The organism is Flavobacterium pallidum, assembly GCF_003097535.1.
Classification (GTDB): Bacteria; Bacteroidota; Bacteroidia; order Flavobacteriales; family Flavobacteriaceae; genus Flavobacterium; species Flavobacterium pallidum.
This window is the reverse complement of the sequence record NZ_CP029187.1, coordinates 2938165-2952567: the sequence shown is the minus strand read 5'-3', so window position 1 is coordinate 2952567 and position 14403 is coordinate 2938165. Positions and strand designations below refer to the sequence as shown.

Here is a 14403-nt window from a genome sequence, read left to right as displayed (position 1 = left end):
CACTTCCGGGTTTTGAGCAAAATGATGTCGATAGACTCTAACTTGTGTGCATAATAAAGTTAATAAGCAAAAACCCGGCTTTAACCGGGTTTCTTTCTTAATCTTACGATTTAAAACTTATTTGTCAATCGACCCCAAAACCCGCTGCATGAACGCGTTCAAAGCCTCTTTCTTATCCATGCCGCCGCGCACCATCTTATTGACTTCGAGTGCGCCGTACATGTTCGAGATCAGTTCGCCTATTACATCAAGTTCTTCATCCTTTAAAGAAGGTACTTCGGTCAATGCTTCGAGAACTTCAATCGTTTCGATAAGGTAATCCTGGTCGTTGTCCTCAATGAATTGTGTTAAATGTTTGATTACCGGCAGCTTCATAAGGCAGCAGCGATTTCGTCCACCAATTCTGTCAAAACCTCGGCTTTGTTGGTTTGCGTTTCATTTACAAGCTTTCCATTGATGAAAGTGGCAAATGTTGGTAAATTCGACACATTGGCAAGTTTCCTCGATTCCGGCGATTGCTCCGCGTCTACAATCACAAACGTCATCGACTCGTTTTCCGAAGCCATTTTCTTAAACTTCGGTTTCATAATCCTGCAATTGCCGCACCATGACGCAGAAAATTGCACAACTACTTTAGGATTTTTCGCTACAATGTTTTGCAGCGTATCTTCATTTAATTCGATCAGCATATTATTTGGTTTAGGGTTCAGGGTACAGGGTTCAGGTATACTTTTGCCCTCTACCTTGTACCAATTTAATTACTTAAGTAAGAAGCTACACCTTCACGGGTAGCTGCCATAGCTTCCTTGCCTTCTTCCCAGTTTGCAGGGCAAACTTCGCCTTTCTCCTGCACGTGAATGTAAGCATCAAGCAGTCTCAGGTATTCGTTTACGTTACGGCCCAATGGCATGTCATTGACACTTTCGTGGAAAATTTTTCCGGTTTCGTCAATCAGGTAAGTCGCCCTGTAGGTTACGTTCGAACCTTCAATAATTACTGAATCGGTTTCTTCGCTGTAGCTCGTCGACTCGATATCAAGGATGCCAAGGATATTCGAAAGATTCCTGTTCGTATCGGCAAGGATCGGGTAGGTAACACCTTCAATCCCACCATTGTTCTTTGGCGTATTCAACCATGCAAAGTGCACTTCGTTCGTGTCGCATGAAGCACCGATTACCATCGTATTCCTTTTTTGAAATTCAGGTAGCGCAGCCTGAAAAGCATGCAATTCGGTTGGGCATACAAAAGTAAAATCCTTTGGGTACCAGAATAAAAGCACTTTTTTCTTGTTATTTACCGCTTCCTCGAAGATGTTGATTTTAAGGTTATCGCCCATTTCTGAAATGGCATCAACACTGATGTTTGGAAATTTTTTACCGACTAATGACATATGTAATATATTTAAGGTTTATTATTTTTCTGAGGCAAATTTATTGACATAGAATTAATTAAGCTATAGTTTATTATGATATATTTTTATTCTTTAATAGTTTTAAATTATACAAACAATAACTAGCAAGCATGTTAAACTTTAAAGTTGCTCAGGTTTTCAGGCACTCAGGCACACCCGCACTATTTTTTAATATATTTGTTTCCTATTCAAACCAAAACAATATGGCATTCGCAGACTTATTCCGCAAAAAGACGGTACAGGATATTTTAAAGCAGGTTGAAAAAAATGAATCGGAAGGCCACAGCAGCCTTGGCAAACACTTAACAACCCGCGACCTGACCGCCTTCGGAATCGCTGCCATCGTTGGGGCAGGAATTTTCAGCACCATCGGGAAAGCCAGTGCCGATGGCGGCCCTGCTGTAATTTTCCTGTTCCTTTTCACCGCCTTAGCCTGTGGGTTTGCGGCTTTCGCTTACGCAGAATTTGCTTCGATGGTTCCCGTTTCCGGAAGTGCTTACACGTATTCCTATGTGGCATTCGGGGAAATCATTGCCTGGATCATTGGCTGGGCGCTCATTATGGAATATGCCATTGGAAACATCACCGTAGCCATTTCGTGGAGCGATTATTTTACAGGCCTTCTCAACAGCGGTGGCATCCACCTGCCCCAATGGATACAGATGGATTACCTCACCGCTTCCAATGGTTTTAACGAAGCGACGGCATTGATGGCTACCGGAAAGCCTTTTGAAAGTTTAAGTGAAAGCCTGCAGAATGCCTATGTCGCATGGAACAGCGCACCGGTTTTAGGCTCTTTCCACTTCGTTGCCGATCTACCGGCCTTGTTCATTATTGTGCTTATTACCTATCTTGTGTACAGGGGCATGAAGGAATCGCGTAACGCCAGCAATATGATGGTGGTCGTAAAGTTATGCATCATCCTGCTTGTGATTGCGGTCGGTGTTTTTTATGTAGATGTAGACAATTGGGATCCGTTTGCCCCGAATGGGGTAGCAGGCGTTCTCAAAGGCGTTTCGGCAGTTTTCTTTGCGTATATTGGCTTCGATGCGATTTCCACCACCGCCGAGGAGTGCAAAAACCCGCAACGCGACTTACCACGCGGCATGATGTGGGCGATTATCATTTGTACGATATTATACGTTATCATAGCCCTTGTCCTCACTGGTATGGTCAGTTACAACGACCTGAATGTGGGTGATCCTTTGGCTTTTGTATTCGAAAAACTTAACCTCAAATGGATGTCCGGGATCATCGCCGTGAGTGCCGTGATAGCCATGGCAAGTGTATTGCTCGTATTCCAGATGGGACAGCCGCGCATCTGGATGAGCATGAGCCGTGATGGGTTGCTGCCTAAGAAATTCTCCCGCGTGCATCCACGGTTTAAAACACCGTCGTATGCCACAATCGTCACTGGATTTGTAGTCGCCATTCCTGCATTGTTCCTGAACCTGACGATGGTTACGGACCTTTGTAGCATCGGAACATTATTCGCCTTTGTACTTGTTTGTGCCGGGGTTTTGGTATTGCAGAATAAAAAAGACATCCCGCGTGGTAAATTCCGCACGCCATACATCAATGCAAAATTTATCTACCCTGTCTTATTAATTACAGGCATCACGATCGCTTTTACAGTCAATAAAAAAGCTACTATGGATTTTGTAACCAATGAACGGCAGGTTTTTGAGCCTGCAGATATTGTTACTTCACTTGATAAAGAGCAGGCGATGGCAGTCCACAACGTCCTGATTCCTCAGGAACAAGGCAATGCAGATTTGGAAAATGCGCTCGCAAGCCATCAGGAAAACGGAGATTATGAAAAAGTGGTAGCCTCACTGCCGATTCCTGATGCATTAAAGTATGAATCCGGCTTTTCACTATTCAAACACAAAATCCCAATGTGGATCTTCATATTCGTTTTGATGGGATTACTCGTCTGGTCATACCGTCAGAATTTATCACTGATACCATTGCTGGGGTTGATAAGCTGCCTTTACATGATGGCCGAGCTTAGCGTATGGAACTGGATATATTTCACCATATGGCTGCTCATCGGATTGGCCATTTACTTCGGATACAGCAGGAGGAATAGTAAACTGGGGCAAACAATCGGATAATCAGAAATAGGGGAATTAGAAAAATAATAGCGATGGGCGTATTTTAAAACAGCTCTTTCTACACAACATTTTCTATTTATCTCATTGCCTAATTTTCGAATTACTTCACTATTTATCCCTAAATTTGTGCTTCAAAATTTAAAAACCTAAAAAGATATACCATGAGTTCATTTGATGTTGTCGTTATTGGTTCAGGACCGGGCGGATATGTGGCTGCAATCCGTTGCGCACAATTGGGATTTAGCACAGCCATAATTGAAAAGTACAGTACTTTAGGCGGGACCTGCCTCAACGTAGGCTGTATTCCTTCAAAGGCACTTTTGGATTCGTCTCACCATTACCACGACGCTACCTCGCATTTCGCAGAACATGGTATCGAAATTTCAGGAGAAATCAAGTTCAATATCGACCAGATGATTGCCCGTAAAGGTACAGTCGTCGACCAAAACACTTCAGGAATCAAATACCTGATGGATAAAAACAAGATTACGGTTTTTGAAGGTGTAGGCTCATTTGAAGATGCCACTCACATCAAAGTGGCTAAGAACGACGGCGCTTCTGAAATACTTGAAGCCAAATATACGATCATTGCGACAGGTTCCAAACCTTCAAGCCTGCCTTTCATCAGCATTGATAAGGAACGCATCATCACTTCCACGGAAGCTTTAAAGTTGAAAGAAGTGCCGAAACACCTGATCATCATTGGTGGCGGTGTCATCGGATTGGAGCTTGGTCAGGTATATTTAAGACTGGGCGCACAGGTTTCGGTAGTTGAATACCTCGACAGGATTATCCCGGGTATGGATGGCGGCCTTTCAAAAGAACTGACCAAAGTCCTGAAGAAACAAGGCATGAAATTCTACACCTCACACAAAGTAAAATCAGTAACCCGCAATGGCGATAACGTACAGGTTCAGGCGGATAATGCCAAAGGCGAAACTGTTACGCTTGATGGGGATTACGCTTTGGTCGCTGTAGGCAGAAGGCCATATACGGACGGACTTGCCGCTGAAAAAGCCGGAGTAAAGGTCACCGAAAGGGGACAGATTGAAGTCAACGACTATTTGCAGACAACGGTTTCAAACATATACGCAATCGGTGATGTCATTAAAGGTGCGATGCTGGCGCACAAAGCAGAAGAAGAGGGCGTATTTGTAGCCGAAACGCTTGCCGGGCAAAAACCTCATATTGATTACAACCTGATTCCGGGTGTGGTATATACCTGGCCTGAGGTTGCTGCTGTCGGAAAAACCGAAGAGCAATTGAAAGAAGCCGGTGTCACCTATAAAACAGGCAGTTTCCCATTTAAAGCCCTGGGAAGATCGCGTGCCAGCGGTGATACTGATGGTTTCGTAAAGATATTGGCCGATGCCAAGACGGACGAAGTATTGGGAATCCACATGATTGGCGCAAGAACTGCCGATTTAATCGCCGAAGCCGTAACGGCAATGGAATTCAAGGCTTCCGCAGAAGATATCGCAAGGATGTCGCACGCGCATCCAACGTATGCGGAGGCAGTAAAAGAGGCGGCCTTAGGTGCCACGGAAAACAGGTCATTGCATATTTAAGAAAAACAGCTATAAAATAAAACCCGTCATTGCTGGCGGGTTTTTTTATTTAAAATAAAAGGGTTATTTCTTTTTATTTCGCTTTGCTGTCTGTGTCCTTAGCATGTTCCGGTTTACAGAACCATGGGTTTTCTTCTTGGTTTTTGAAGGCCCGCCAAGATTCACTTTCTTATTTTTCTCCGATTTTTCATGAAAAGCGCCATCTCCTTCGAGTTTTACTTTTTTCATCAGGAACTTAATTGGCTGTTTGTCCTTTTCAGGTCCGATGAGTTTGTCTGAAATGGGCACATGTTCGGGGAAAGGGATGATTTCGATTTCCTTATTCATCAACACTTCCGCTTCCAGTTTCATTTCTTCTTCACGCGCCGTATAAAAACTGATCGCAGTACCGGTAGCATCAGCACGGCCTGTACGCCCGATACGGTGCATGTATAACTCCGGCATTTCAGGCATCTCGAAGTTGACCACATGCGTAATATCTGAAATATCCAATCCACGTGCCATGATATCGGTAGTGATGATACCACGTAAATTACCTTCCTGGAATTCCGCCATCGTATTCAAACGGTAATTCTGTGATTTATTCGAATGGATGACACCAAATTGCCCCGGAAATTCTTCATCGATATTGTCAAAAAGCATGTCTGCAATTTTTTTGTTGTTCACAAAAATCAGCAGGCGGCTCATATTTTCATCCTTTTGCAGCAAATCCTTCAACAAATTGATTTTAGTATTGAAGTTCACCACCTGATAAGCAAGTTGTGTGATATTTTCCAAAGGTGTTCCCGAAGTAGCCAGGCTGACTTCCTCAGGGAAATCAAAAAAGTCATTCAGCACCGCATCCACTTCATCGGTCATTGTTGCTGAAAAAAGGATATTTTGCCTTTTCGGTTTCATCATCGCAAGGATAGAAGTGATCTGCGGGCGAAAACCTAAATTCAGCATTTCATCAAACTCGTCAATCACCAACTTATTGGTTTCATCAAACCGAAGTACGTTGTCTAATGCCAAATCCATCACACGCCCCGGAGTGCCCACAAGGATGTCTATGCCGTGGTAAACAGCCGTTTTTTGGGTGTTGATATTCACACCGCCATAAATGCCAAGCGTGCGCACGGACATATAAGTGGTCAGTTTTTTGACTTCCTCGGCAACCTGGACCACAAGTTCACGGGTAGGGACAAGGATAACAATTTTTGGAGTACGCGTTGGTGAAAATTTATACAATTTCAGCAATGGCAAAAGGTAAGCAAATGTCTTTCCTGTTCCCGTCTGGGCAATCCCCATCATATCGCGTCCCGACATAATTACCGAAAATGATTTTTCCTGGATAGGGGTAGGCGTAACGAAACCAAGCTCGTCAACTGCTTTCTGTAATGATTTCGGGAGGTTGAATTGTTCGAATGTAGCCATTGCGTAATTTTCGGCAAAGGTATTGATTTTATGCACAATGCGGGCTACGAATTTGCGTTACCTTTGTGCCCGTAAAAATTGCCAATGGAAAAGCACATGATTTCAGGATTGAACCAGTCCGAATTAAAGGAATTTCTCGATGAAAAAGCCTCGCAATACAACAATCCCATTTTCATAGAATCTGATCCCGTACAGATTCCGCATCTCTATGTACTAAAGGAAGACATTGAGATATCAGCCTTCCTCGCTGCAACCGTTGCCTGGGGGAACCGCAAATCTGTAATCAGAAGCGCCATGAGGATGATGGAACTTATGGGAAATTCCCCTTATGATTTTGTCATGTCGCACACTGCAAAAGACCTAAATCGTATGGAAGGTTTCGTACACCGCACGTTCAATGCCACTGACTTCCGTACTTTTATCGTCGGATTGCAGCATATTTACAAAAAATACGGTGGCATGGAACAGCTGTTTGCCACAAACCAGTCTGAAGGGTACCTGCACAACAGCATCACCGAATTTAAAAAGCGCTTTTTTGAAGTAAATCACCAGCAACGCACTCAAAAGCATATTGCTGACCCGGCTACAAATTCTGCAGCAAAGCGCATTCATTTGTTTTTACGCTGGATGGCAAGAAAGGACAACAGCGGTGTCGATCTTGGTATTTGGCATTCCGTTTCACCATCTATCTTATCATGTCCGCTCGATGTCCATTCCGGAAATATCGCACGCAGCCTGGGCTTGATCACCAGGAGGCAAAACGATGGCAAAGCGCTGGTAGAACTGGATGCTAACCTTCGTGCCTTTGATCCAATCGATCCGGTGAAATATGATTATGCGCTCTTTGGAATCGGCGCTTTTGAAAAAAACATCTTGTTATAAACTCATTGCACTGAAATATGAATGTGGTCAAAATGACCGGGAACCTTAAAATTGTTATCCCTCGATCCGTCTGCAAATGTTTTGTGTTTAAACAGCGGGCCGAAATTTTCCCTGATATGCAATTCACTATCAAATGCCCATTGCATAGCGGCAACGATGTCATGTAATGAAGGTTCAAAAACTGCTGAACCGTTAATTTTGCTGATGTCCAATGCTGATTTTTTAGCATGGTTGCTCCCGGCAATATGGCTTCCATTTGTAGTTGAGATCACCTCTATGGAATGGATTTTTTGATTTGGCGGTAGAACGCGGTTGGCATCCCTTATAACATTTCTCAAAACTTCCACCAATAAAGGCGATACCGGTTTTCGGGCATTATCGCCGTCGCTGAAGGTATTCCCGAAATCAATTTCAACAGGCAAACCATCGACTGTAAAATAACGTGGGATTAATTCTAAATCACCACTGAAATCAGCAGTTCCATCATCTGCATCGGCGTAAAAACCATCACCGGAATAATTGTCATTGTATGACATTGACCACATCATGCGAAGTGCAACAAATTTATGTTCCGGTGTGTAGTCATCCAAGAACTCATTCAATATGACGGAATATACATTCGGGTTGATTGCAGCCCATTCCGATAAATCACACGGAAGCGCCTTGCGGAAGGTTTTGGCACGGTACAATTGTATTGTGACAACATCGCCAACAGTGTCGGCCGGTAGCTTATCAAACCTCATTTCCGGAATTTCAGATGCCTGGCAGTCCCCATCATAACCGTCACCAGAAGCGGTTCCGGAGCAGCTGTATGAAAATACTAGGATCAAGGAAATGGCAGTGATGAAAATTTTCATGGCTTATAATACCGATGTGATCGATATCGTAAAACTAGGAAAAGCAGCGAGGACGTTAATGCGGATTTACCACATCAAATGTTAAAAATTAACCCACGATATTGCCATCAGACATGATCAGTTTGCGGTCGGCCATATTGGCAAATTCCTCATTATGTGTAACAATCACAAAGGTTTGGTTGAATTCGTCGCGGAGCTTAAAAAATAATTGGTGCAGGTTTTCTGCGGAAGCGGTATCCAGATTTCCCGACGGTTCATCGGCAAAAATCACTGCAGGCTTGTTGATCAATGCGCGCGCCACGGCCACCCTTTGCTGTTCCCCGCCGGAGAGTTCCCCGGGTTTGTGGGAAATGCGGTGCGAAAGTCCGAGGTATTCCAAAAGCCTTTTTGCCTCAGCTTCCGTCTCAGATTTTCCTTTTCCGGCGATGTATGCCGGGATGCAAACATTCTCCAGAGCCGTAAATTCCGGCAAAAGCTGGTGGAACTGGAAGATAAACCCCAGATTCACATTACGGAAACGCGACAGGCTTTTATCATTCATCTTCAATACATCTTCGCCATTGATCAGCAATTGCGTGGTGTTTTCGGCATCGGCTTTATCCAGAGTGCCTAAAATATGCAGCAACGTGGTTTTCCCCGCTCCAGATGCGCCCACAATGGATACGATTTCGCCTTTCTGAATGTGCAGATTCACGCCTTTCAGAACATGAAGTTCGCCGTAATGTTTGTGGATATTTTTCGCCTGGATCATGGATGGGATTTTGGCAAAGATAGAGAAAAGACCGCTATGCTGAAAGAAGAAAGAACCATCCGGTGACTTACGCTGTTAGCTGTAGCTCCTGATTTGCTCCGAAACGAAATGCTCACAATAATCTTTTATCATTGTCCTGACTTCTCGAAACGCGTCAAGAATTTCATCTTCAGTTCCTGTTGCTTTCCCCGGATCAGGAAAATCATGATGAAATTTTTTCGCTTTTGTTGGAAAAAACGGGCAGTTTTCTTTGGCATTATCACAAACCGTGAGCACAAAATCGAATTCGATACCATGGTATTCATCGATGTTATTTGAAGTATGATTTGAAATATCAATCCCGACTTCCTTCATAATGGCAATTGCTTTTGGATTTACGCCGTGCGTTTCAATCCCGGCGCTAAACACTGTTGCTTTATTGCCAGAGAAATGGCGGAGATAACCTTCGGCAATCTGGCTTCGGCAACTATTACCCGTACAGAGGACTAAAATATTTTTCATCACTAAACTAAAAGCCAGATTAAATTGATGATACAAAATTTAGCATCCCAACCGAAAATGATCTGGAGCATAATGACCGAAGTGGTGATTACGATTGGCTTTCTGTATTTGTGAAAAAAGTTAACAGCAATTTCCATTTGGGGAGCAGCATGAAGTTTCCAATTTTGAAGTGTTTTTTTGCTCATGATGATTTTGGTTTCCACAATCATCTTTTGCGAGGCACGCCGTTTTTTTGGAAAGCAGTATGAAATTCTTCCCGTCGAATCCCAAATCGTATTTTCCAATGGTATCAGACTGATATTCGACTTCGATTTCAAGATCATCCATTTGCAGCACCTTTTCTGAAAGTGCAATGATCTTTTGCAATTTTCCTGGTTTCAAGCGGTGCTCAAAATCGTTTGCGTCCCACAGTTGGAAGTTGGTTACTTTTTCATTTCGGATAGTTCCCCCACAATCGATAAAATGTTTCGTTATAATGCCTACTTCAGTGACGTGGAAATGATCAGGAACAGATTTTCCGTTTTCCAATACAAAGTTTACAGTTTCGGCAGTTTCAAGGATTTGTCTGATTTCAGATAATTTCATCAAGATATTTTTTAGCAGCAATTATTTTTTTTCTTTTCAAGGTGCAAGGAAACATTTGCAAAATAGGATTGCAGTATCTCCAATGCTTTTTCGTTGATGCAGTAAAAGATCGAATTCCCTTCGATATTCCCTTTTATTAAGCCCGCAGTCTTAAGTTCTTTTAAATGTTGTGAGACTGTAGGCTGGGCGAGTGGTAAGACATTTACGATGTCGCCACAAATACAAGTGTCAACACTCATGAGATATTCTATGATCGCAACACGGGCAGGATGCCCAAGCGCTTTTGCAAGTGTGGCGATTTGATTTTGCTTTTCATTGAAATGGTCTGTTTTGGTAGCCCCCATATTTAATATAATTATATTGCAATATTACGATAAATAATTAAAAACAATTTTTTTTTTTTTTGAAGATTTGTAAAGGGTTGATTTTTTTTTTTTTAAGTTTCAAGTTGATGAATATTTCTTTTCAGTGTTTGTCCAAACGATCATTGATCCATTCCCAAAATAAAGTTAAACCCAAAACCAAACTTTACCCATTACGTATATTTGTGAAACACTTAAAATATGAAAAAAGTAACCTTTTTGATATTGGCACTGCTCGGAATGGCGTGCCAATCGAAGACAAAAGAAAACAACGATGCTATGGCAGCAACTAATGAACCTATAAAGATGGATATACAGGATGGAATGGAAGTCGCCACGTTTGCGGGCGGATGCTTTTGGTGTACGGAAGCAATTTTTTTAGAATTGGATGGCGTAAAATCGGTCGTGTCAGGATATACGGGCGGCGCGAGGCCGAATCCTACTTATGAGCAGGTTTCTTCCGGAGCGACGGGCCATGCAGAAGCCACGCAAATCACTTTCGACCCGAAGAAAATTTCGTTCGGAGAATTGCTCGAAGTGTTTTTTGCAACGCATGATCCAACGACGTTAAACCGCCAGGGAAATGACATCGGGACACAGTACAGGAGCGAAATTTTTTACCACAGCGACGCCCAGAAGCAAACCGCTGAAGACTACATTAAACAATTGACTGCTGCCAAAACCTACCCTGATCCGATTGTAACCAAAGTGTCGCCGGCCGTAACCTTTTATGCCGCAGAAAACTACCACCAGAATTATTACAATCAAAATAAAGGCCAGTCATACTGCCATTATGTAATCACTCCGAAAGTTGAAAAAGTGCGTAAGCATTTTAAGGATAAATTGAAAAAGGAATAAATGACAGACTCCCGCTCAGGGAGTTTTTTTTTGCCCGAATATAAATCCAAGGCCGATACTGCGCAGCATTTTTTTAGCAAAAGGAAAGAAGAACGCCGATTGCCCAAAAAGATACCCAAAGACCATCAGTAAGAAAGGGTAGAGGGGAAGCACCAAAATAAGCAACAGCGGATAGTAAAAATACAATGCCGTATTCTCTTTGCTGATGTGCATCAGGCCCATTAAAAATTTAGAAATCTCCGCCGAAAGCGTTCCATTGATTGCAAACACCACAAAAATCACCGCCATCTGCAGGTTGGAAGTAATGCCCCAGCGTTGTTTAAGTTTGCCCATCGGTTTAATTTGTGCCAAAAATACGATTTTATATCCTTGGGGCAAAACCGCCGAGCTGCACCTTATTCACAATCTGGAAATACGTCAGATAATTGTACAACATATAGTTCACCTCATATCCATAATCGATATTGCTGTCGTAATCGATCCGCATGCCATAAAGATTACCGTATTGAAGCGGTGACGAAGCCCGTATATTCCAAGCACTGACCCAGGTACTGTTGCGTGCTTCGAGATAAGGCTGTGAATAATAATTCCGTGGCTTTGCATAGGAATTGAACCACGAACTGAAACCGGGATCAATGATGATAATTTCATATTCCAGTTTGTCATTTGCAATCCGGATGGTGTCGTTTACGGCCATGGTGGCATCTTTCCCAGGCGCGCCCGGAACACCATTTTTAGAAGCCATGCAGGCAATCATGAGAGACGAAAGCAGCAACATAATAAAGGCAGTCTTTTTCATGAGATTTTTATCCTAAATATAATAAAAAAAGCACCTTGTGGAGGTGCTTTGTATAACTTTAACGTATTAACATTAAGTGTTTTCAGTCTTCAAAATGCTGATAATCTGTTCTGCCAATTCCGTTCCGATACGGTCCTGTGCCTCTTCCGTAGCCGCCCCGATATGCGGTGTCAGTGAAATTTTCGGATGCATCAAAATTTGGATTTCCGGAGTCGGCTCGCTTTCAAAAACATCTAGTCCTGCAAAGGAAACTTTTCCTTCATCGAGCGCTTCAATCAGCGCCACTTCGTCAATCACGCCGCCTCTTGCGCAATTGATAATCCCTACGCCGTCACGCATCTGCTTCAATTCCTCAGCGCCAATCACATAGCCGTCCTGTGCCGGAACATGAAGCGTGATAAAATGAGAATGCTTAAATAAATCTTCCTGTGGTTCTGTAGGGATTTCAACAATGATGAATTGCCCATTGTAGAAATCAACTTTAATTTCGGCTTTGCCTAAGAATTTATCGGCGGCGATTACTTTCATCCCCAATCCCAACGCCATTTTTGCCACGGCCTGCCCAATCCTCCCGAAACCGATGATTCCCAAAGTCTTGCCACGAAGCTCGATACCATTCGCATAAGCCTTTTTCAGGCCTTCAAAATTCGTATCGCCCTCCAGCGGCATATTCCTGTTCGAATCCTGTAAAAATCGGACACCGGTAAACAGATGCGCAAAAACCAATTCGGCCACCGACTCCGACGAAGATGCCGGTGTATTGATCACGTGCCTGCCATTTGCGCGCGCATAATCGACATCGATATTGTCCATCCCGACACCGCCGCGACCAATCACTTTGAGGCCCGGGCAGGCATCGATAATGTCCTTCCTGACTTTAGTCGCACTGCGCACCAACAGCACCGAAACGCCATTGTCGTTGATAAAATTCGCAACCTGCTCCTGCGCGACTTTAGTTGTAATGACATCAAAACCGCCTTTTTCAAGCGCCTTGATGCCGCTTTTTGATATTCCGTCGTTGGCTAATACTTTCATTATTTTTAATTAGATAATGTGAAAATTAGAAAATCAGATCATGCAAAAAACTGAATAATTATCTGATTGCTTAATTTTCTAATTCATTTTTTTTGGAGCTATTTCCCGCTATCCGTTGCAATCTTTTTATTTTTGGCAGCAAATAAAAAGGATTTCCACTGCTATCGGGGCTAGGCGCTCCGTGTTATATTTTAGTTTCAAGTTCTTTCATCACATCTACCAGCACCTGAACACTTTCCAGCGGCAGGGCATTGTACATCGACGCCCTGTATCCTCCGACAGAACGGTGTCCGGGAATTCCCGAGATTCCGGCTTTCTTCCACAATTCATCGAATAGTGGGGCATGCGCTTCATCATTTAAAAGGAACGTCGCATTCATATTGCTCCTGTCTTCAATATTTGCCGTGCCCTTAAACAAAGGGTTACGATCGATTTCAGTATACAAAAGTGCGGCTTTCTGTTCATTTATTTTTTCAATGGCAGAAATGCCGCCCAAACTCTTAAGCCATTGTAATGTCAGCAATGACGCATAAACTGGAAAAACAGCTGGTGTATTGTACATGCTTTCCGCAGCGATATGTTTTTGATAATCGAGCATGCTCGGAATCGAACGACCGGTTTTGCCCAGAATGGCTTCTTTTACAACCGCCAATGTCGCTCCGGCAGGCCCCATGTTTTTCTGTGCCCCTGCATAAATCAAATCGAATTTCGAAAAATCGATCGTCCTCGAAAATATATCCGAACTCATATCACACACCAAAGGCACATTGGTTTCAGGAAAAGATTTCATCTGTGTTCCAAAAATGGTGTTGTTGCTCGTGCAATGGAAATAATCTGCATCAGCCGGAATGGAAAAATCCTTTGGGATAAAACTGTAATTCGCTTCTTTGGAAGAGGCGGCAACCACCGTTTCCCCGAAGAATTTAGCTTCCTTAATGGCATTATTTGCCCAGGTTCCCGTATCAAGATACGCCGCTTTTCCATCCTGTTTCATCAGGTTACACGGCACCATCAGGAATTCAAGGCTGGCACCACCGTGCATGAATAAGGCCTGGTAACCTTTGCCTTCTAGCCCGAGTAATTCGAGTACCAAAGCCCGCGCTTCGTCCATTACGGCGACAAAATCCTTGCTACGGTGCGAGATTTCAAGGATGGATAAACCAGAATGGTTAAAGTCGAGTATGGCGGCCGCCGATTTCTCAAATACTTCCTGGGGAAGGATGCACGGACCGGCGCTGTAATTGTGTTTTTTCATTTTTGCGTA

General features: G+C 43.3%; 17 protein-coding genes. 4 read left to right on the top strand and 13 right to left on the bottom strand.

From position 1 onward, the window contains the following. Positions 1-117 precede the first annotated feature (117 nt). The 3 genes from HYN49_RS12300 to HYN49_RS12290 form a co-directional block, all read right to left on the bottom strand. A complete protein-coding gene (locus HYN49_RS12300; protein ID WP_108904390.1) occupies positions 118-375 on the bottom strand; it encodes a DUF6952 family protein in 258 nt (85 codons plus the stop codon). Further along, positions 372-689 carry a thioredoxin family protein gene (locus HYN49_RS12295; RefSeq protein WP_108904389.1) on the bottom strand — a complete coding sequence of 106 codons (318 nt, stop codon included), beginning with the start codon at positions 687-689 and terminating at the stop codon, positions 372-374. The genes HYN49_RS12300 and HYN49_RS12295 overlap by 4 nt, the downstream gene beginning before the upstream one ends. A 65-nt stretch (positions 690-754) precedes the next feature. Further along, positions 755-1390: a peroxiredoxin gene (locus HYN49_RS12290; protein WP_108904388.1), complete on the bottom strand. Its 636-nt coding sequence runs from the start codon at positions 1388-1390 to the stop codon at positions 755-757. 224 nt (positions 1391-1614) lie between these two features. Between HYN49_RS12290 and HYN49_RS12285 the strand changes: the two genes are divergently transcribed. Both HYN49_RS12285 and lpdA read left to right on the top strand, forming a co-directional pair. Further along, positions 1615-3528, top strand: a complete 1914-nt coding sequence (locus tag HYN49_RS12285; RefSeq protein WP_108904387.1) for an amino acid permease — start codon at positions 1615-1617, stop codon at positions 3526-3528. A 161-nt stretch (positions 3529-3689) separates the two neighbouring features. Beyond that, a complete protein-coding gene (gene lpdA / locus HYN49_RS12280) occupies positions 3690-5096 on the top strand; it encodes a dihydrolipoyl dehydrogenase (protein ID WP_108904386.1) in 1407 nt (468 codons plus the stop codon). 63 nt (positions 5097-5159) lie between these two features. Here the strand turns inward: lpdA and HYN49_RS12275 are convergent, their stop codons facing one another. Then, the gene (locus HYN49_RS12275) at positions 5160-6509 is read right to left on the bottom strand and encodes a DEAD/DEAH box helicase (protein WP_108905068.1); all 1350 of its coding nucleotides are present in this window, start codon (positions 6507-6509) and stop codon (positions 5160-5162) included. A 108-nt stretch (positions 6510-6617) separates the two neighbouring features. On the opposite strand from HYN49_RS12275, the gene HYN49_RS12270 reads away from it, so the two are divergent. Beyond that, positions 6618-7391 (top strand): TIGR02757 family protein, encoded by a 774-nt coding sequence (locus HYN49_RS12270; protein WP_108905067.1) that lies wholly within the window; start codon positions 6618-6620, stop codon positions 7389-7391. 2 nt (positions 7392-7393) lie between these two features. Here the strand turns inward: HYN49_RS12270 and HYN49_RS12265 are convergent, their stop codons facing one another. The 5 genes from HYN49_RS12265 to HYN49_RS12245 all read right to left on the bottom strand — a co-directional run bounded on the left by HYN49_RS12265 (position 7394) and on the right by HYN49_RS12245 (position 10429). Further along, the gene (locus tag HYN49_RS12265; protein WP_108904385.1) at positions 7394-8248 is read right to left on the bottom strand and encodes a hypothetical protein; all 855 of its coding nucleotides are present in this window, start codon (positions 8246-8248) and stop codon (positions 7394-7396) included. A gap of 88 nt (positions 8249-8336) precedes the next feature. Next, entirely contained in the window at positions 8337-8999 is a 663-nt protein-coding gene (locus HYN49_RS12260) for an ABC transporter ATP-binding protein (protein ID WP_108904384.1), read from the bottom strand. A 75-nt stretch (positions 9000-9074) separates the two neighbouring features. After that, positions 9075-9500, bottom strand: coding sequence for an arsenate reductase ArsC (locus tag HYN49_RS12255; protein ID WP_108904383.1), 426 nt, complete (start codon positions 9498-9500; stop codon positions 9075-9077). A 120-nt stretch (positions 9501-9620) separates the two neighbouring features. After that, positions 9621-10085 carry a DUF6428 family protein gene (locus tag HYN49_RS12250; protein WP_108904382.1) on the bottom strand — a complete coding sequence of 155 codons (465 nt, stop codon included), beginning with the start codon at positions 10083-10085 and terminating at the stop codon, positions 9621-9623. Positions 10086-10096: 11 nt separating this feature from the next. Then, on the bottom strand, positions 10097-10429 hold the full coding sequence (locus tag HYN49_RS12245; RefSeq protein WP_108904381.1) for an ArsR/SmtB family transcription factor: 333 nt from the start codon (positions 10427-10429) through the stop codon (positions 10097-10099). 219 nt (positions 10430-10648) lie between these two features. On the opposite strand from HYN49_RS12245, the gene msrA reads away from it, so the two are divergent. Continuing rightward, positions 10649-11305, top strand: coding sequence for a peptide-methionine (S)-S-oxide reductase MsrA (msrA, locus tag HYN49_RS12240; RefSeq protein ID WP_108904380.1), 657 nt, complete (start codon positions 10649-10651; stop codon positions 11303-11305). A 15-nt stretch (positions 11306-11320) separates the two neighbouring features. On the opposite strand, the gene HYN49_RS12235 is transcribed toward msrA, so the two are convergent. The 4 genes from HYN49_RS12235 to serC all read right to left on the bottom strand — a co-directional run bounded on the left by HYN49_RS12235 (position 11321) and on the right by serC (position 14394). Then, positions 11321-11656, bottom strand: a complete 336-nt coding sequence (locus HYN49_RS12235) for a DUF6787 family protein (protein ID WP_245892184.1) — start codon at positions 11654-11656, stop codon at positions 11321-11323. Positions 11657-11666: 10 nt separating this feature from the next. Beyond that, positions 11667-12104, bottom strand: a complete 438-nt coding sequence (locus HYN49_RS12230; RefSeq protein WP_108904379.1) for a DUF6146 family protein — start codon at positions 12102-12104, stop codon at positions 11667-11669. Between the two features lie 72 nt (positions 12105-12176). Then, on the bottom strand, positions 12177-13139 hold the full coding sequence (locus tag HYN49_RS12225; RefSeq protein WP_108904378.1) for a D-2-hydroxyacid dehydrogenase: 963 nt from the start codon (positions 13137-13139) through the stop codon (positions 12177-12179). A gap of 184 nt (positions 13140-13323) precedes the next feature. Beyond that, a complete protein-coding gene (gene serC, locus HYN49_RS12220; RefSeq protein WP_108904377.1) occupies positions 13324-14394 on the bottom strand; it encodes a 3-phosphoserine/phosphohydroxythreonine transaminase in 1071 nt (356 codons plus the stop codon). Positions 14395-14403: the final 9 nt, after the last annotated feature.